Raw genomic sequence first — 17,758 nt, forward strand, 5'->3', positions numbered from 1 at the left:
CCCCGAAGTAGCGCAGCTGGCTGCCTTCTTCAACGAAACGCTGGGCTTTTGCCCCAACAGCGTGCTTACCATGCAGCACCGGCCGGCCATTGCTACGGCCTTTATCGAGCTCAACAAGGCCGTGATGGCCAACCACGGCCGCGTTACCAGCGCCCTGAAACGACTCATCGGCTACCTCAGCAGCCACGCGGCGGGCTGCCAGTACTGCCAGGCCCACACCATTCTGGCGGCCCAGCGCTACGGGGCCGCCCAGGAACAGCTCGACCACATCTGGGAATTTGCCACGCACCCCGCGTTCAGCGCGGCCGAGCGGGCCGCGCTGGCGTTTGCCGTAGCCGCCTCGGCCGTGCCCAACGCCGTGAACGACGCCCTCAGCAACGAGCTGCGGGCCCACTGGAACGCGGGTGAAATCGTGGAAATCCTGGGCGTGGTGAGTTTGTTTGGCTTTCTCAACCGCTGGAACGATTCGATGGGCACCACCCTGGAAGCCGGGGCCGTGGCCGCTGGCCAGCAGCACCTGGCCGGCCAGGGCTGGTCGGCGGGCAAGCACGCCTGAAAAGCCGCCAGCGCTAGCTGGGCAGCGCGGCAGACCGCCCGCTGGCGGCCCTGCACGCTACGCGCCACCCAGCGCCGCCACCAAGCCGCAGGTAGGCGCGGGTTTCAGAAAAGCGCGCTTCTGGCCAGCCTGGCGCTGCCTGGCTGCGTAAGCAGGCGCATGGCTACCCGTCGCTTTGTGTTATCCTCTCTTGCCTTGGCTACTGTGGCCGCGGCGCTGCCCATCCCCCTGCCTGCCATGACTAGTGCCCCCGCCCGCCCCAAGCTGCTGATTTTTGACGTGAACGAAACGATGCTTGACCTTGGTAAGTTGCAACAAGCTGTCAATCAAGATTTTGAATCTGAAACGGCTTTCAGGCAATGGTTTTCGCTGCTGCTGCAATACTCGCTGGTCGATACCGTAACCGGCAACTACCACAACTTCGGGCAGATTGGCGACGCCGCCCTCGACATGCTGGCGCAGGCCCTGGGCCAGCCCGCCCGCTCGGCCGCCCGCAAAAAGGAGCTACTCACCCTGCTCACCGAGCTGCCCCCACACCCCGACGTCATTCCTGGTCTCACGGCCCTGCAAAAGGCTGGTTTCCGGATGGTTACGCTCACCAACTCGCCCGATGCCACGGTGCAGAAGCAGATGGCCTACGCCGGCCTCACCGGCTTTTTCGAGCAGCTGCTCAGCATCGACGCGCTTAAGCGCTACAAGCCCCACCCCGACACCTACCGCACCACCTGCGAGCGGCTGAAGGTGACCCCCGCCCAAACCATGCTGGTGGCCGCCCACGGCTGGGACACGGCCGGGGCCCAGCTGGCGGGCCTGCAAGCCGCCTTCATTGCCCGCCCCGGCCAGCAGGTCTACCCGCTGGCCCCCGCCCCTACCCTCACCGGCCCCACCCTGCCCGACATTGCCCGCCAGCTCATCGGGTAAGCCGGTAGCCCGATTGGGCGAGCAAAGGCGGTTAGGCCAGTGAGGGTGCCACGGGCGCGCGCTGGGCGCTGAAAAAGCCGCCCAATACGGTCCCGAACACTAGGTGGCCCAGCAGGCTGCCCACCATGCCCAGGAGTATGCCGTCGCCGGCGGGGGGCATCAGGCCCATGGTGCGCCTGAGGGCAAACATCATCTGGGCCGGTGCAAACACCAGCCCGCCGTAGGCCGCGCCCCGTGGCACGGGGCTGCCAATGGGCAGGCGCTGGTTGAAAAAGAAGGCGTAGGCCGCCGTGAAGCCGACCCCAATCATAAAATGCATTATCCAGCCCCCGGTGGCCGAGGTGCCCAGCATGCCGCCGAGCATCGCCCCAATGTTCATGGGGGGCATGCTCATCATTGGGGCTGCCAGCAGGAGCATGGCCATGGCGCCAGTGGCCACCAGGCCGGCTGCGAGGATTTTTACGGGAGTAGTCAGGGCAACCAGAGAGTTAAAAAAGGGGTGAGGTTGGGAATGTGCCCGGCCGGCGGCAGCCGTTCCGGAGACAGGTTGGTGGTCCACTCTTTTTACCTCAACCTTACAGGGGGGCGCAAACTTTTTCACGCGCCCTGCTCCTTCGCAGCTTACCCAAACCCTCAACGGGTTCTGGCCGCTCTGCCTGGGGTACAAGCGTTCTTCCAGACCTGAAGTGGCTACCTTGCGGCCATGAACCACCGCCTGCTTCTTTCCTTTGCCACGCTGGCCCTGCCCCTGGCCAGCCACGCCCAACAACCGCCGGCCCGCACGGCCACGCCCCTGGCCGTGGGCTCGGTGGCCCCGGCCTTCAAGGGGCTCGACGCCGCCGGCCGTCCCGTCGAGCTGCAGCAGCTGCTCAAAAAAGGGCCGGTGGTGCTCTACTTCTACCGGGGCCAGTGGTGCCCCTACTGCAACAAGCAGCTCAGCCAGCTGCAAGACTCCCTGCAGCTGCTCACGGCCAAGGGCGCGCAAGTGGTGGTGGTGACGCCCGAAACCCAGGAGAATATTGGCAAGACCGTGGAAAAGACCAAGGCGGCCTTCCCCATCGTGCACGACCAGGATTTTGCCATCATGACGGCCTACCACACGGCCTTTACCGTGGACCCCGCTACCGTGCTCAAATACAGGGGCTTCGGGGTTGATTTGCAGCAAGCCAACGCGTCGAGCGACGCCGTGCTGCCCGTGCCGGCTACCTACGTCATTGGTCGCGACGGCCGCATCCGGTTTGCCTATTTCAACCCCGACTACCGCCAGCGCGTGTCGGTGCGCCGGGTGGCCGCCGCCCTCTAGCCGGGGCCCTATTGCAGCTTAAACGCCACATCGAGCGCCGTTTGCAGCAGCGGCGACACATCCTGGTGCGCCACAATGAGCTGCTGGTTGATGCGGGCCGCCACGGGGTAGGGGTACACCTTATCGAATAGCTCGCTGATGCCCAGCCCACTGGCATTGGCCAGAATCAATTCCTGAATGAGCTCGCCCGCGCCGGGCGCTACCATGGCTCCGCCCAGAATCCGGCGCTTGCGGCCGGGCAGCGGCAGGGCGTTTTTCTCGATAAAGAGCAGCAAGTGGCCGTCGCGGTAGCTGTCCACCACGGCCCGGTCGTCGTCGGCAAAGGTGGTTTCCCAGCGCTCATAGGCCGTGCCGCGCCGGTCGAGTTCGGCGGCATCGAGGCCAAAGTGCGCCACCTCGGGGTCGGTGAAGGTGACCCACGAAAAATGGTCGTAGCTCAGCTTTTTCTTAATGGGCGAGAAGAAGTTGAACAGCAGCAGGCGCACGTGCAGCTCGGCCCCGTGGCTGAACTTGAGCGAGTTGGCCGCGTCGCCGGCCACGAAAATATCGGGATTGGTGGTTTGCAGGTGCTCGTTGAGGCAGATGTGGCCTTTCTCATCCACGGCTACCCCGGCCTTCTCCAGCTGCAGCCCCTCAAAGCTCACGTGCCGCCCAATGGCCACGTACACCAGGTCAAAATTCACTGCAAAAGGGTCGCCGGCTTTGGGCTTGATATGGGCCTGGGTAGCCGACGTAAAAGCCTCTACTTCAGCCTCCAGGTGAATAGTAAGGCCCTCGGCGCGCAGCCGCTCGGCCAGCACGGCCCGGATGGCGGGGTCCTCCTTCTCCAGAATGCTGGCCCCGCGGTGCACGAGGGTTACCTGCGCGCCCAGCCGCTGCATGGCCTGGCCCAGCTCCACACCGTTGGGGCCGCCGCCCACCACCAGCAGGCGCTTGGGCAGCTCGCGCAGGTCCCACACGTGCTGGTTGTCGTAGAGGCGTACCTGCTCGCTGCCAGGCACTTGCAGCTGCTGCGGGCGCGAGCCGGTGGCCACCGCCAGCTTGCGCCCGGTGTACGTGTGGCCGTTGATTTCCACGGCGTGGTCGCCCACAAACCGGGGGGCACCGATTTCGACGGTGACGCCCAGCCCGCGCAGGTATTCCGGGTTTTCGTGGTGGCGGATAATGTCCTGCCGGCCCTGCACGTAGGCCATTACCTTGGCCATGTCGGCCGGGCCGCTCACCTGCAAGCCAAACTGGGTGGCCTGCCGGGCCTGGTGCACCTGCCGCGCAGCGTGAATAAGGGCCTTGCTGGGCACGCAGCCGTGGTTGAGGCAGTCGCCGCCCACGTCTTCGGCCGTGCGGTCAATGAGCAGCACCCGCAGCTTGATGCGGGCCATGAACAGGGCCAGCCCCAGCCCGGCCGAACCAGCCCCCAGCACAATCAGGTCAAAATCAGCAGTATTCTCGGCCATGGCACTTTTTAGAAGCAGGGTAAGTAAAACGGGAGGAGCCGGCCAGGGGCCGCTTTTTCGTCATACGTCTCCCTGGCCCGCTGCGCCGCCCCCAGGGTCAAATCCCCCCCTTTCCAGGTGCTTCGCTGGGGGCCGTTGCTTTGCCAGCTGGTTCGTGGCCAGCGCGTTAGCCTTCGCTGCCAGGAGTCAGCCGCAAAGACGCGGGGCGTTGGCGGTATAAACTCACCCCCCACCGGGGCGGGCAACCGCAGCAATTGCCCCGCGCGGCCGGCTACGCCGTACCCATCCAGTAGGCCTGGGCTTTTTGGAAAGTATTGGCACCCACCTTTTTGCCTAGCTCCAGCCCAGCTACGTTGCCTTCGCAGAAATGAATGCCGCCGTAGAGGCGGGATTCACCGGCATTGAGGGCCGCGTTGCGGAACGTGTTCCAGCTCAGCAAGATGCCCAGCACCTCTTCGTGCGGGTCGGCCACCAGCGGCTTGCGCTGCATGTAGAAGTTCGCTGCCGATGTAGGCTTTGAGCACCGTAGCGGCGGCCATGCTGAAGGTGCTGTGCCCCGAAACGTACTCCGAAAACGGCGGGGTAGGAAAGTTATCGGCCTGAAACGGCCGCCACAGCTCGCCGGGCAGGTCGATGGTGCCCTGGCCGGCCCCGCCCCAGGCCCGAACGGTTTTGCCCCGAAACAGGTAGCGAATGGCCGTGATGGGCTGGCAGTAATCGTAGAACCGCTTGGCTTCCCAGGTGGCAATGGAGGCGTCGAACACCGCGTTCGAGACGGCAAAAAACAGCTTCACTGTTTCAGCCAGGTTCAGCTTGTCGCGCGCCATAAGGAAGGTGGTGAATAGCAGCCAGTGGCCCGGGGGCAGCTCAGAGTGGGGCCCGTCGGCCCAGTACTCGGCCGTTACCTTCTGGGTGGGCGTCAGGCGGGCCTGCACGTCGATAACGTGGGCCGAATGGGGCCATGGCCGAGAAATCCGCGCGGGTCAGGTTGGCCACCGGGTTGTACGCCGCCCACGCATCGTAGGGGCAGACGATGGCAAGGGAGCGCGCCACCATCGGCGGGCCGGGCCTGGTGAGGCAAACGGCATCAAGCAGTAGCTCCGTCCAGTCTTGTACAATGTTGGTCATAAGCAAACGGGTTGAGGGGTATCTGCTTAGGCTGCTTCGTGTCCCGGCCGGCCTCCTGCGCCAGGTGCGCCCACACCCTGGAGCTAGTGCTGCCTATTTTGTATTTTATTTAAAAATATACAAATTTTACTTTATTATTTTCACGTTATTAACTTCTTGTAATTCAAGAATTTGCCACTTAAAATAAGTTCGGCAACGCAAGCAAACGGGTAAAAAAGACAGCTTACCGCATGGCACGGGAACCACGGGGCTACCGCAGTAAATGTAGCGGCATCCCCGGAGGCGAATATCAGTGCTGCTACTGCAATGTATGCCACTGAATTTCCCGGATTAATGGCCAAAAGTCCTTGCTGCGAAACGGCTACGTCAGGATGCGGCCTTCTGTGCTAAAGCCCGGTGGCTGGCCCGCAAAAGCAGCTCCATGCGGCCGCCCCACCCCCCGATTAGTAACCCCGAGCGGCTATCGGGGTGCCCGACGGTTCTGCAAACGCCTGTTTATTACTAATTTGGCTGCTTAGTAGCATCGCTACAAGAAACAGAGCGCTTCGCATCAAATTGCCAAAATGAGGAAAGAGCAGGAAAGCAGCTTCTGGGCAACGTAGGTTACACGAAACGTTTCGTAGCTGAGGCAGCTTCTCAGCAAGTGACCCGGAGTTTTTGCAAGTGAAGGCCTGGCCAGGCTGGGTTGGAAGTGTTTTCCCTGGTTGTTCAACAACACCTTGATTGACCCGTTAAACAGCTGGCAATCCGAGGTTTTTAGCTGTATCGTGGCTGCCGGGGCCGCAGGCTGGCAGCGTTGGGCACGGGGCGGGCGTAAAAAGCCACAAGCACCGACTTTTGCCTAAATATTCTTCATCTTTACTTCATGAAAAAGACTCTCCTCTTTCTGGCCCTTGGGCTGACCGCCGCTGGCTCGTGGGCCTTTTATCCGAAGGCGCCGGCCGCGCCGGGGGGCTACCTGATGCTGATTGGTAGCGGGCGTCCCGGCACCGAGTCGTCGGTGCCGGAGTTGACAATCATTCAGCCCGACGGGCAGCGCCAGGTTCAGCGCCTGCCTACCGTCAAATCGAGCTCGGACCGCAGTTCCACCGATGCCGCCGTAGAGCTGCACCGCGCCGAGCTAGTCAAGCTCAACACCCTCTACGCCCAGGGCTGGCGGCTGGTGAACACCGCCCAAAGCACGGTGGGCACGGGGGCCACCACCGAAACCATCTACCTGCTGGAGAGGAAATAAGCTACTAGCCGGAGCCAAAAGAACGGCTCTCGTGCCGCACTGGCACCGTGCAAAAGGGCTGAAGTCACAAAGCGCACATTTGATTTTAGTCATTCCTAGCATCAGCCTGAGTACGGAGCCAGCAGCTTACTGAGGCTTAATTAACATAATTATTTAAAAATCAAGGTTTTAGTGAAAATATGGCAACAATTCAGCATCTTCCCCGCAACATTTACGTGACTCGACTGGACTATGGGCGGCTCACCAGCCTGGTGCAGCAGCCGCATGCTGCCAGCTTGGACAAGCTGGTAGCAGTGTTGCAACAGGAACTGACGCGCGCGCACTTAGTTGATTCCTATAGTATTCTACCCCATATTGTTACGATGAATTCCCGCCTCAAGCTACGCCAGCTGCGGAGCGATGAAGAGCTGCACTTTACCCTGGTGTACCCGTCTGCAGCCGATGCGGCGCTGGGGCGGCTCTCGGTACTGAGCCCGGTGGGTGTGGCGGTGCTGGGCTGCTGCCTAGGCGACCAGTTTCAGCTGGGCCACCCCGCCGGGGTGACCAGTTACTGGGTTGAGGCAATTATGCACCAGCCGGAGGCCGCTGGCGACTGGGTAAGCTAGGGAATAAGCAAAATTAGCCAAGCCAATTAGGTGCTGCCGTTATGGGTCAGCTTTGGTGCCGCTGCCGTAATAAGACCATGTCCCATCGGCAGCTAATAATCACTTAGCCCTCAGTAGTCTTCACGCTATAAGTAATGCAATTTGCGTGGTTGAGTAATGCGAAAAAGCAGCTAGCGTAGAAAACAGGTACTTACGCCAGTGTACTGTTGCACAGTATCTTGCCAGTAACCAGATTGGTTAAGACATAAGACAAAGTATAAAAAAGTACAATTAATGAATATTTTGTGCTTTTGATTACTTATTATGGTTAGTCTTTAAGCTTATCTTTATAGTAAGTACCCGACGCTAATTAGTTTATGATAAAGCGAGCAGAGTTCGTTCCAAAAATTTGATACTACATGCTGATAACCAACTATTTGACTACAAAACGGGTAAGTGTTAATAACACAAACTAATTAGCGACGGGTACTTAGGAACTTCGGTTACATCAATCACCAAATTCGTCACCATCGCAAAGCGTTGGTCAAATTCGTCTTGATTCTTAAATAAAGTGCTTTTAGCTGGTTACCATAGGAATGGTAAACAATTATAGACTTACAATATCTTAGTTAACAAGCAATAACAATTCTAATAGCTTCCCATCGGCCGGCGAACAGCGCCCCTGAGTGCGCGGTACGGCTTCCCCCTCGCGTTTCGGCGGTGCTAGCAGCCTTGGGCGCCTAGCGGCTGCCATTCTGCTTTTAACACGGACATCACCAGTTTATCGTGAAACACGCCCTGCCGACATGCCGCCTGTCGTAGCCGCCCTTCCACGACAAAGCCCGCTTTCGCATAGGCTTTCAACCCGCCCGTGTTCAAGTCAGAAACCGTGAGCATAATCCGGTTGAGGCGGTGGCTGGTGAAGCCCAGGTGGACGATTTGCTTGGTTACGGCCGTACCCACGCCCTTACCCCACCAGGCTTTCTCCCCAATGAGGATAAAGTATTCGCCCGATTGATTCGGTATGGAAATACCCGTGAGGCCGGCATAGCCAATCAACGCGTTAGTTTCGGCCAGATAGATGCCCAGGTTCAGGGTGTTCGCCTGCTGTAGGGTGGCCGCAAACCACTGGTCGATTTGCGCCGTGGTCGTCAGGCGTTGAAAAACCGAGAGCGAATACGCGATGACGTCGGGGTCGCGGAGCCACGTGTAGAAATGCGCAACGTGTTCGGGCTGCAAAGGAGCGAGCTTCACCATAATCCTGGTCTATCAAGCACTTGCCGTGGAGTGGGCAGGCGCTAAAAGTAAGCAGGGCATAACCCCAAATTTGACTTTTGGACCGGCTAACCAATTTTATCGGGTGGCTGCCGTGTTTGACGGCTGCTCCCTTAACTTCTGTACCAAGCTTTTAACCAGGGCCAATACTGACCCCAAGTAGCCCTATTGGTGGCAGGAGCATGCCTAGAGCGGGTTTCAGGTCAGTGTACATTTTTTAATTCTTAATTCATTCTATCAAGCAGAAATCTGCTTTAGCAGTCCTTATCGGCCGAGGCCGCCGAGGTACGGACGCTGCGCGCCGCCATTATCAACGACTGACCCTGGCTTTGTAAGCGCCCTGGCAATCTTAGCGCAACGAGATTACTGACAAGTTCACCAATAAACAGTTGGGGCATCCTTTCAACCAGGGCCGCTGGTGGCTAGCAAGCGCCACACGGTGGTAGCGTGAAATTCCTGGCCGCGCCGGGTGCGGTAGCCGGCTTCGTTGAGCTTGGTGGCGATTTGCCACAAAGTCTGCCCCTTACCGCGCAGGAGCTCGGCCAGCTGCGCGGCCTGCCGGTTGGCCTGATTCTCGCGAGCGTTTTGTTGCATGGCCGCCCGACCCTGGCGGTTAATAGCGGGCGTCATGTTCTGCGGATTACCCAGCTGGGCTCCGCGAGCCTTCTTGGCGGCGAGCGCATCCTTGGTGCGTTTGGATATTGTCTCGCGCTCGTGCTGGGCGAGCACGGCAAAAAGCCCCACGGTGAGCGTATTGGCGTCGGGCATGTCGCAACAGACGAAATCCACGCCCGAATCGCGCAGGGCCATGATGAAGCTAGCGTTGCGGCTGAGCCGGTCGAGCTTGGCGATGAGCAGGGTGCTGCCCATCTGCCGGGCCTCGGCCATGGCGGCGAGCAGCTGGGGGCGCTGGTTCTTTTTGCCACTCTCGATTTCGACAAATTCCCCCACCAACTGGGCGGGGTTAGCCACGAAGGCGCGCACGGCGGCGCGCTGAGCTTCGAGCCCCAAACCGGAGATTCCCTGCTTCTGGGTGGATACTCTATAATAAGAAGTGTAGCGTAGCAGCGGGAGCATGGTACAAAAAACGAGTACAAAAGTGAATTATGGCCAGGGGTAAAACAAAAGTACTTCTTTTTACATCTTAGCAACGGACGTTTACAATATGTAAAATGAGGTACCTTGCGGGTGTTTTTCCTCCCTTTGGTTCTTTTCCGATGTCGTCGGCGCGCCGCTACACTCCTTATTATAGAGTCTCTACCCAGAAGCAAGGTGCCTCGGGCCTCGGACTTGAGGCGCAGCGGGCCGCAGTGCAAGCCTTCGTCGCGGACCCGGCTCAACTCGGGACCGAGTACGTGGAGATGGAGAGCGGCAAAAAGAACCAGCGCCCCCAACTACTAGCGGCGATGGCGGAGGCCCGGCGGGTGGGGGCCACGCTGCTCATTGCCAAGCTCGACCGACTGAGCCGCAACGCGAGCTTTATTTTCGCCTTGCGTGATTCAGGGGTGGACTTTGTCTGCTGCGACATGCCCGACGCCAATACGCTCACCGTGGGTCTTTTTGCCGTGCTCGCCCAGCACGAGCGCGAGACAATATCCAAACGCACCAAGGATGCGCTCGCTGCCAAGAAGGCTCGCGGGGCCCAGCTAGGCAGCCCGCAGAATTTTACAGCAACTGTAATTGCGCAAGGCCAGCAGTCCATGCAGCGTAATGCCCGCGAACACCAGGCCAACCGGCAAGCCGCGCAGCTGGCTGAGCTTTTGCGGGCGAAAGGCCAGACTCTTTGGGAAATTGCCGCCAAGCTTAATGAAGCCGGCTACCGCACCCGAAGAGGAGGCGAGTTTCACGCCACCACCGTGCAGCGATTGCTACCGGTTGCTGTTCACCCCGGTTAGCCTGCTCGCACTGGCAGTTGCGGCACTCGCCGGTCAGCTACGGCGCACGGCCAGATGCGGGCTGCCACTCCCACCGGAGTTTTTCTCTCAAAAGAACGGACTTGCCTGTTAAACCCTCAGGGCAAGCTAGTGCTGTACGTTCTCGTTAGGCCACCTCAAGGCACACCGCTTTGACGTGCGCTGTGCTGAGCACTGGCTCACTTCAGCGGGAAGCCCACAGATTAAGCAGTGGCTTTTTTAAAGGCAGCGCCAACTGTCGGCTAGAGACCGCTCGTGGGGGCTACCACCAAGTTGTTGGTCACGTAGCGGGCCCCCATGAGGTAGGCGTCGTTGGCGGCCTGCTCGCGGTCGAGCCAGGTGGCCACGGTGCCGGTGAGGGTGACGCAGCCCTTCTCGGCGAGCACCTCCAGGTCCTGGTTGTGCAGGCTGGGCGACCAGAACCAGTGGGTGCGGATGCGCTCAGCCAGGACAGAATCGGCGTTTGGCCAGGGCTCATACACCTCGAAGCCGTCGAAGCCGGGGCTGGCGGCCACGGTTACCCAGTTGGCGAGGTCGGCCACGCCATCCACGCCCGACGCTACTCCGCCGGCCTGACCCTGCTCGAAGTGACTGCCCACCTTGCCCCTAGAGCGAAGCCTTGCCGTTGCGCACGTACGCCCGTGCAGCCGGCACCGACGGCCACATCTGGGGCGGCGAGTTTTTGCGGAGCCCGGCGCGCCAAGGCGCGCAGCGCGTGGCGCATTTCGCCTATTTCGACGCGCTGCTGGGCGATAAGATGCCGCGCGAGCCGCGCCTGTCGGCCTTCTCGCTGGCCCGCCACCTGAGCGTCAGGCTCATCTGGCGTCCGCTTGCTGCTCTGGCGCTTCGTTGCATGAACCTGACGAAGCGGTAGAGACGCCTCGACAAGCGGACGCCGGATGAGCATAAATTCTTGATTTTCTGTATTTTACATCCTAATTTTCTAAAAACATCCACCATGTGTTTAGCAATTCCCGGTAAGATAAAATCCATCGAGCTGCAATACGGCGGGCTGGTCCGCATGGCGAAGGTGGAGTTCGGCGGCATCGTCAAGGAAGCCAGCCTCGACATGGTGCCGCACGCCAAAATCGGCGACTACGTGCTGGTGCACGGGGGCGTAGCCATCACCATCGTGGACGAGGAGGAAGCCGCCAAATCCTTTGCCTACCTGCGCGAAATCGGGGAGCTGGATGAGCTGGTGGCCGGCAGCCAAACCGATAGACCCTAACAGTACCTGGCTGAGCTGCACCGCACCGCCACCCGCCCCTGGACCATCATGGAAGTGTGTGGCGGCCAGACGCATAGCCTGGTTAAGAACGGCATTATCAGCCTGCTGCCTGAGAACGTGCGCATGGTGCACGGCCCCGGCTGCCCGGTGTGCGTCACGCCGCTGCACCTCATCGACAAGGCCGTGTGCCTGGCCGAGATGTGCGGGGTAATCCTGGGCTCCTACGGCGACATGGTGCGCGTGCCCGGTTCCAAACGCAGCCTGCTCGAAGCCAAGGCCAACGGGGCCGGCGTGCGCATCCTGTACTCGCCGCTGAAAGCCGTGCAGATTGCGCAGCAAAACCCTGACCAGGAAGTTGTTTTCTTCGCCGTAGGCTTTGAAACCACCGCGCCCGCCAACGCCCTGTCGGTGGTGCACGCGCGGCGGCTGGGGCTCACCAACTACGCCATTCTGGCCTCGCACGTGCTGGTGCCGCCAGCCATGGAAGCCGTGCTGGACGACCCCGAAACCAACATCCAGGGTTTCCTGGCGGCCGGGCATTTCTGCACCATCATGGGCGTGTACGACTACGTGCCGCTGGTGCAGATATCCCCCCCCTATGAACCTCTCCTGCCCCATGCCCGTGCTGGATTTCGACGTGATTACGCTGGGCCACGGCGGTGGGGGCATCCTCACGCATCGGCTGCTGGAATCCGGCGTGTTCAGCCTCTTCAAACATGAGTTGCTGGATGAGCGCCACGACGGCGCCATTTTTGAGCTGACCGGCCGCGTAGCCTTCTCCACCGACAGCTACGTGGTGTCGCCCATTTTTTTTCCCGGCGGCAACATCGGCGAGCTGGCCGTGAACGGCACCGTGAACGACCTGGCCATGTGCGGGGCCATTCCTAAATACTTGTCGCTCAGCTTTATCATTGAAGAAGGCCTGCCGATGACCCAGTTCTGGGATATCCTGGTGAGCATCCGCGACGCGGCCCAGCGGGCGGGCGTGCAGACTATGACCGGCGACACCAAGGTGGTGGAAAAGGGCAAGGGCGACGGCATTTTCATCAACACCTCCGGCATCGGCAAGATGCACCCGCAGGCCCGGATTGCTACCCGCCACGTGCGGGCCGGCGACAAAATCGTGGTGTCGGGCTACGTGGCTACCCACGGCATCGCCATCATGAGCGGGCGCACCGGCCTCACCTTTGAAACCGATTTGGTGAGCGACACCGCCAACCTCAACCACACCGTGGCCGCCCTGCTCGATGATTTTGGCGAGCAGATTCCCCTGCTGCACGACCCCACGCGCGGCGGCGTGGCCACCGTGCTCAACGAAATTGCCCAGAATTGCCGCCTCGGCGTAACGTTGGCCCAGGAGGCCATTACCGTGCTCAACGACGTGCAAAGCGCCTGCGAGCTGCTCGGCCTCGACCCGCTCTACGTGGCCAACGAGGGCGTTTTCCTAACCGTGGTGGCCGCCGAAGCCGCCGGCTTTGAGGCGGCGCGCACCAGCACGCCGCCGGGGGTGAGCGCGCCGGAGATTGCTACCGGGTCGTAGCTGCGCAGTGGCCCGCGGCGCACCGGCACCCACTGCGCCCGCCCAGGCAGCACCCGAACTACCTGACTCTGCCGGGGCTGGTTATCCCCGATTTTTCAGCGCGTGGAATCCAGCAAGGCTAGCGGGCTCGAAAAAGGGGGCTTTTACTGCGGAATTTTTAGTATAACATATTAATAGCCAATTTGTTACCTAACAAACGGAGTTTCTCCCCATTTAGCCGGAAAACAGCAAGACAGGTAGGGCCTGCTCTGGGCAGGCGGTTACTTGGCAGGCTGAATCTGCACCCGCGCCAGCACGGGCGGGGCTATTTTGCGGCGGCGGCGCAGGCCGGCTTCCACTACATCCGTCACGCCCTTATCCAGCTGCTGAATCTGCTGGCCCTGGGCAAACGTGGTGTAGCGGTGAATGCCACTGAGCATGCCGTTGTGGGTTACTACGCGGTAGGCGCGGGTGGCGGCCAGGGGCTGGCCGTTTACCTGCACGGCGCGCACGCGCCGCCCGGCGGGGCGGCCGAGGTCGGCCGCCCAGGCCAGGCCGCTGCTTTGAATCAGGCCCCCTACCCGCAGCAGGTCGTTGCCGGGGTTGAGGTTGGTCGCGCTCTGCTCCAGCAGGGTCGTCAGCTGCGCGCCGGTCAGGGTCATCGTCACCAGCTTGGAGGGGTGCGGCAGCAGCGTGTACAGGGCTTCGCGGGTGATGGGGCCGGCTTCGAGCGACACGCCGTAGCCCACGCCGGGCAGCAGGGCAACTTCGGCCCCCGTGGCTTCGCGCAGCAGTTCGCCGGCCAGCTGGTCGAAGGGGCTGGCCGACTTATACTGCCGGCCAATGCGGCCGGTGGCGGTGGCCAGCACTTCTTCCAGCTGCGCCCGGTAGGGCGCGCGCAGCGAGTCAACCAGCGCGGCCACGGCCGGGTCGGCGGGGTATTGGTTGGCCCAGAGGGTGGGCGCAATGCCCTCCACTTTGGTCAGGTGGCCCTTTTGCACCTGCACGGTGAGCTGGCCGAGCACGGCGGCATCGGACAGCGCCTGCACCACCCACACGCCGGCCACCCGCCGGGGCGGCGTAAGGCGGTCGTGCGAGTGGGCCCCCACAATGAGGTCGATGCCCGGCACCTCGCGGGCCAGCTGCTCATCCACCTTGGTGCCCTGGTGCGAGAGCACGACTACCACGTCGGCGCGGGCGCGCAGGCCCGGCAGGTAGCGGCGGGTGGCCTCAATGCCACTGCTGAAGGTCAGCGCTGCGGTGTTTTTGGGGTTGCCGGTGAGGCCCGAGTTGTGGTAGGTGAGGGCTAGCACGCCCACCCGCACCCCGCCCACGGTAAACACCTGGGTAGGGTCGCCGAGGAAAGGCTGACCGGTGGCCTTGTCGGTTACGTTGGCCCCGCGCATGGGAAAGTGGGCCAGCTGCTGCAGCTCGCGGGTGCGGGCGCTGCCGTAGTCGTAGTCGTGGTTGCCCAGGGCCATAAACTGGTAGCCCAGCGCATTCATCAGGTGGATGTTGGCGGCGCCCTGGGTCTGGTTGGCCAGCAGGTCGTCGCCAAACGTGTCGCCGCCGTCGAGCAGCAGCACACTGGCCGCCCCGCGCTGCTGGCGCACCCGCGCCACGGCGGTGGCCAGGTGGGCAAAGCCACCCACGGTGCCCGCGTGCGCAAACGAGCTGGGCGGCCGGCCCGGGTCGCCGGTCTGGGCCGTGGCATTGCCGGGCGCCACGGCAAAGGGCCGGTGCCGGCCGTGGATGTCGTTGGTATGCAGAATGGTGAAGGTGCCGCTGGCCGCACCCGGCTGCGGGGCCGCCGGCAAAGCCCCGGTAGCCAGGAGCAGCAAGCTACCAAGCGCCACTTGCAGCAGGATTTTGGGCAGTATCATAAGCAGAAACCAAATGTAACAGACCGGTTTTTGCCGGCACTATAAAACAATGTTACGCGAAAATTTGTACACATGAAATATCTTTCATACATTCGTACTACTTATGACTACTCCCGCTCCCTCCCTTTCCGTCAATCTCGGCCTCGACATCGAGAAAATGGAGAAAGTGGCGTTCATCCTCAAAACCACGGCTCATCCCACGCGCATTGCCATTGTGCAGCTGCTGGCGGCCAATGACAGCCTCTCAGTGAGCGAAATCTGCGAGCGCCTGGGCGGGGCCGAGCAGTCGCTCACCTCCCACCACCTGGCCAACATGAAGCTCAAGGGGCTGCTCAGCAGCTCGCGCAGTGGCAAAAACATCTACTACTCGCTGAAAATGCGGGAAGTTATCAACGTTATTCAGTGCCTGGCCAGCTGCACAGCCCTGTAAGCCCGGCTTTTTTTTGCCACTTCGCATGAACAAACCTTCATGCTTTCATGTAACTTATTTCGCCTGTTTATGCTGCACTACTTCGGCTACTTCGCCGCCATCTTCATTGGCCTTGCCCTCGGCATTATGGGTGGCGGGGGCTCCATTCTCACCGTGCCCGTGCTGGTGTACCTGATGGGCGTGAACCCGGTGCTGAGCACGGCCTACTCGCTGTTTGTGGTGGGCAGCACCTCGGTGGTGGGTGCGGCGGGGTATTTCCGCAAGGGGCTGGTGTCGCTGCCCACGGCGGTCGTGTTTCTGGCACCCTCGCTGGCGTCGGTGTTTCTGGTGCGCAAGGTGCTCATGCCGGCCCTGCCGCACGAGCTGTTCACGGTGGGCGGCCTCGTGTTTACCAAGGACCTGCTGGTGCTGGTGGCCTTCGCCGTGCTGATGGTGGTGGCGGCCGTGTCCATGATTCGCAGCCAGCCGGCCAGCGCGGTCCCCGACGACCGGCTGCCCAACCGGCCCCTCAACTACCCGCTCATTCTGGGCATTGGGTTGGTGGTGGGGGCACTCACGGGCTTCGTGGGGGCGGGCGGTGGCTTCCTCATCATTCCGGCGCTGGTGCTGGGGGCGCGCCTGCCCATGAAGCTGGCCGTGGGCACCTCGCTGGCCATTATCGCCCTGAACTCGCTCATTGGCTTTACCGGTGATTTGAGCGCAGGCACGCCCATTGCGTGGCCGTTCATTCTGGGTTTTCTGGCCTTTGCGCTCGGCGGCATCGTGCTGGGCACCTACCTGGCGCGCTTCATTCCGGGGGCTAAGCTCAAGCCGGCATTCGGGTGGTTTACGCTGGCTATGGGCACATTTATTCTCACCAAGGAGCTGTTGTTTCACCATTCCTAACCGCCTGATTTCTACTTCTATTCACTCGTTTTTTTGTTACCTCCCATGAAAATCGAACAGTTTGAAGACAAGGGCCTGGCCCACTTTTCCTACGCCATTCTCAGCGACTGCGCCCGCGAAGTCGTCCTCATCGACCCCGCCCGCAACCCGCAGCCCTACTACGACTTTGCCCAGGCGCACGAGGCCAAAATTGTGGCCGTTATCGAAACCCACCCCCACGCCGACTTCGTGAGCAGCCACCTGGAAATTGCGCAGAAAACCGGCGCGGTTATTCGCGTGAGCAAGTTGCTCGGAGCTGATTATCAGCACGAAGCCTTCGATGAGGGCGACGCCTTCGCGGTGGGCAAGCTCACGTTCCGGGCCCTGAACACGCCCGGCCACTCGCCCGATTCCATCAGCATTGTGCTGGCGCGCGCGGGCAAAGACGTGGCCGTATTCACCGGCGACACGCTGTTTATCGGTGACGTGGGCCGGCCCGACCTGCGCGAAAAAGCCGGCAACCTCCGGGCCAGGCGCGAGGAGCTGGCCGCCCAGCTGTACCACAGCACCCGCGAAAAGCTGATGCCCCTGGCCGACGACGTGCTCGTGTACCCCGCCCACGGCGCGGGCAGCCTCTGCGGCAAGGCCCTGAGCGGGGCCAGCAGCAGCAGCATCGGGGCCGAGAAAATCGGCAACCCCATGCTGCAACCCCTGAGCGAAGCCGCGTTTGTGGCCGAGCTGCTGGCCGACCAGCCCTTCATTCCCCAGTACTTCGGCTACGACGTGGCCCTGAACAAGGCCGGCGCGCCGGCCTACGCCCCCAGCGTGCAGCAGGTGCCGCGCCTGGCGGCCGGCGCGGCGCTGGCGGCCGGCGTGCTGGTGATTGATGCGCGCCCCGCGGCGGCGTTCAAAAAAGGCCACGTGGCGGGGGCCATCAACCTCCAGCAGGGTGGCAAGTTCGAGACCTGGCTGGGCTCGCTTGTGGGGCCGGCGGAGTCGTTTTACCTGCTCGCGGCCGACGAGGCCACGCGGGAGGACCTGATTCAGAAAACGGCCAAAATCGGCTACGAGCCGCTCATTAAAGGTGCGCTGGTGGGCACCCCGGCCCCCGGCGCGGCGATGCCGGCGCTGGACGTGGCGCAGTTCCGCGCGCACCCGGAAAGCTACACCATCGTGGATATCCGCAGCCCGGTGGAGCACCGCGACGAGCCCATTTTCGCGGGCTCCCTCCACATTCCGCTGCCCGAGCTGCGCGCGCGGGCCGGCGAGATTCCGGCCGGCAAGCCGGTGGTGGTGCACTGCGCCGGCGGCTACCGCTCGGCGGCGGGCAGCAGCATCGTGGCCGCCGCCTTGCCCGGGGCCGAGGTGCTCGATTTGGGCGAGGCCGTGCAGTCGTTTCAGCCCGCCCCGGCGGCCCACTAGGCCCGGCCGGGCCGCAGGCTTTGCGCCTACCAGGCTTGGCTGCT

Annotated in this window: 21 protein-coding genes; 13 read left to right on the plus strand and 8 right to left on the minus strand. The window is 61.9% G+C overall.

The genetic code is table 11. From position 1 onward, the window contains the following. Both QMK33_RS20690 and QMK33_RS20695 read left to right on the plus strand, forming a co-directional pair. On the plus strand, window positions 1–556 hold a 556-nt coding region (locus QMK33_RS20690; RefSeq protein ID WP_283566528.1), incomplete at its 5' end, for a carboxymuconolactone decarboxylase family protein. A 177-nt stretch (window positions 557–733) separates the two neighbouring features. Next, window positions 734–1,477, plus strand: a complete 744-nt coding sequence (locus QMK33_RS20695) for a haloacid dehalogenase type II (RefSeq protein WP_283566529.1) — start codon at window positions 734–736, stop codon at window positions 1,475–1,477. A gap of 31 nt (window positions 1,478–1,508) precedes the next feature. Here the strand turns inward: QMK33_RS20695 and QMK33_RS23535 are convergent, their stop codons facing one another. Further along, window positions 1,509–2,237 carry a DUF6789 family protein gene (locus QMK33_RS23535; RefSeq protein WP_349361788.1) on the minus strand — a complete coding sequence of 243 codons (729 nt, stop codon included), beginning with the start codon at window positions 2,235–2,237 and terminating at the stop codon, window positions 1,509–1,511. Here QMK33_RS23535 and QMK33_RS20705 point away from each other — a divergent pair. Continuing rightward, window positions 2,181–2,780 carry a peroxiredoxin-like family protein gene (locus QMK33_RS20705; RefSeq protein ID WP_283566531.1) on the plus strand — a complete coding sequence of 200 codons (600 nt, stop codon included), beginning with the start codon at window positions 2,181–2,183 and terminating at the stop codon, window positions 2,778–2,780. The two genes, QMK33_RS23535 and QMK33_RS20705, sit on opposite strands and share 57 nt — an antisense overlap. An 8-nt stretch (window positions 2,781–2,788) precedes the next feature. Here the strand turns inward: QMK33_RS20705 and QMK33_RS20710 are convergent, their stop codons facing one another. From QMK33_RS20710 to QMK33_RS20715, 3 genes are all read right to left on the minus strand, one after another. After that, window positions 2,789–4,234 carry a dihydrolipoyl dehydrogenase family protein gene (locus QMK33_RS20710; protein WP_283566532.1) on the minus strand — a complete coding sequence of 482 codons (1,446 nt, stop codon included), beginning with the start codon at window positions 4,232–4,234 and terminating at the stop codon, window positions 2,789–2,791. Between the two features lie 271 nt (window positions 4,235–4,505). Beyond that, on the minus strand, window positions 4,506–4,724 hold the full coding sequence (locus tag QMK33_RS23680; RefSeq protein ID WP_502867082.1) for a hypothetical protein: 219 nt from the start codon (window positions 4,722–4,724) through the stop codon (window positions 4,506–4,508). Then, window positions 4,627–5,169 carry a vanadium-dependent haloperoxidase gene (locus QMK33_RS20715; RefSeq protein ID WP_283566533.1) on the minus strand — a complete coding sequence of 181 codons (543 nt, stop codon included), beginning with the start codon at window positions 5,167–5,169 and terminating at the stop codon, window positions 4,627–4,629. Before QMK33_RS20715 ends, QMK33_RS23680 begins: the two co-directional genes overlap by 98 nt. Before the next feature lie 1,058 nt (window positions 5,170–6,227). Between QMK33_RS20715 and QMK33_RS20720 the strand changes: the two genes are divergently transcribed. After that, window positions 6,228–6,596, plus strand: coding sequence for a hypothetical protein (locus QMK33_RS20720; RefSeq protein ID WP_283566534.1), 369 nt, complete (start codon window positions 6,228–6,230; stop codon window positions 6,594–6,596). A gap of 179 nt (window positions 6,597–6,775) precedes the next feature. Further along, entirely contained in the window at window positions 6,776–7,201 is a 426-nt protein-coding gene (locus tag QMK33_RS23685) for a GreA/GreB family elongation factor (RefSeq protein WP_502867083.1), read from the plus strand. Window positions 7,202–7,903: 702 nt separating this feature from the next. On the opposite strand, the gene QMK33_RS20730 is transcribed toward QMK33_RS23685, so the two are convergent. Together QMK33_RS20730 and QMK33_RS20735 are read right to left on the minus strand one after the other, a co-directional pair. Next, entirely contained in the window at window positions 7,904–8,437 is a 534-nt protein-coding gene (locus QMK33_RS20730; protein WP_283566536.1) for a GNAT family N-acetyltransferase, read from the minus strand. A 420-nt stretch (window positions 8,438–8,857) separates the two neighbouring features. Further along, the gene (locus QMK33_RS20735; protein ID WP_283566537.1) at window positions 8,858–9,532 is read right to left on the minus strand and encodes a recombinase family protein; all 675 of its coding nucleotides are present in this window, start codon (window positions 9,530–9,532) and stop codon (window positions 8,858–8,860) included. Window positions 9,533–9,627: 95 nt separating this feature from the next. On the opposite strand from QMK33_RS20735, the gene QMK33_RS20740 reads away from it, so the two are divergent. Next, window positions 9,628–10,350: a recombinase family protein gene (locus tag QMK33_RS20740; RefSeq protein WP_283566538.1), complete on the plus strand. Its 723-nt coding sequence runs from the start codon at window positions 9,628–9,630 to the stop codon at window positions 10,348–10,350. Window positions 10,351–10,610: 260 nt separating this feature from the next. On the opposite strand, the gene QMK33_RS20745 is transcribed toward QMK33_RS20740, so the two are convergent. Beyond that, window positions 10,611–10,967, minus strand: coding sequence for a BON domain-containing protein (locus tag QMK33_RS20745; protein WP_283566539.1), 357 nt, complete (start codon window positions 10,965–10,967; stop codon window positions 10,611–10,613). 26 nt (window positions 10,968–10,993) lie between these two features. On the opposite strand from QMK33_RS20745, the gene QMK33_RS20750 reads away from it, so the two are divergent. From QMK33_RS20750 to hypE, 4 genes are all read left to right on the plus strand, one after another. After that, window positions 10,994–11,242: a Kae1-like domain-containing protein gene (locus tag QMK33_RS20750; RefSeq protein ID WP_283566540.1), complete on the plus strand. Its 249-nt coding sequence runs from the start codon at window positions 10,994–10,996 to the stop codon at window positions 11,240–11,242. An 84-nt stretch (window positions 11,243–11,326) separates the two neighbouring features. Continuing rightward, the gene (locus tag QMK33_RS20755; protein WP_283566541.1) at window positions 11,327–11,596 is read left to right on the plus strand and encodes a HypC/HybG/HupF family hydrogenase formation chaperone; all 270 of its coding nucleotides are present in this window, start codon (window positions 11,327–11,329) and stop codon (window positions 11,594–11,596) included. A gap of 48 nt (window positions 11,597–11,644) precedes the next feature. Next, on the plus strand, window positions 11,645–12,316 hold the full coding sequence (gene hypD / locus QMK33_RS20760) for a hydrogenase formation protein HypD (RefSeq protein WP_502867085.1): 672 nt from the start codon (window positions 11,645–11,647) through the stop codon (window positions 12,314–12,316). Further along, a complete protein-coding gene (gene hypE / locus QMK33_RS20765) occupies window positions 12,213–13,136 on the plus strand; it encodes a hydrogenase expression/formation protein HypE (RefSeq protein ID WP_283566568.1) in 924 nt (307 codons plus the stop codon). Before hypD ends, hypE begins: the two co-directional genes overlap by 104 nt. Window positions 13,137–13,396: 260 nt before the next feature. Here the strand turns inward: hypE and QMK33_RS20770 are convergent, their stop codons facing one another. Beyond that, entirely contained in the window at window positions 13,397–14,998 is a 1,602-nt protein-coding gene (locus QMK33_RS20770; protein WP_283566542.1) for a bifunctional metallophosphatase/5'-nucleotidase, read from the minus strand. Between the two features lie 103 nt (window positions 14,999–15,101). Between QMK33_RS20770 and QMK33_RS20775 the strand changes: the two genes are divergently transcribed. From QMK33_RS20775 to QMK33_RS20785, 3 genes are all read left to right on the plus strand, one after another. Further along, window positions 15,102–15,428: an ArsR/SmtB family transcription factor gene (locus QMK33_RS20775; protein ID WP_283566543.1), complete on the plus strand. Its 327-nt coding sequence runs from the start codon at window positions 15,102–15,104 to the stop codon at window positions 15,426–15,428. Between the two features lie 69 nt (window positions 15,429–15,497). Then, entirely contained in the window at window positions 15,498–16,313 is an 816-nt protein-coding gene (locus tag QMK33_RS20780; RefSeq protein WP_283566544.1) for a sulfite exporter TauE/SafE family protein, read from the plus strand. A gap of 45 nt (window positions 16,314–16,358) precedes the next feature. After that, entirely contained in the window at window positions 16,359–17,714 is a 1,356-nt protein-coding gene (locus QMK33_RS20785; RefSeq protein WP_283566545.1) for an MBL fold metallo-hydrolase, read from the plus strand. The last annotated feature ends 44 nt before the right edge of the window (window positions 17,715–17,758 follow it).

The organism is Hymenobacter sp. H14-R3 (assembly GCF_030063445.1).
Taxonomy (GTDB): domain Bacteria; phylum Bacteroidota; class Bacteroidia; order Cytophagales; family Hymenobacteraceae; genus Hymenobacter.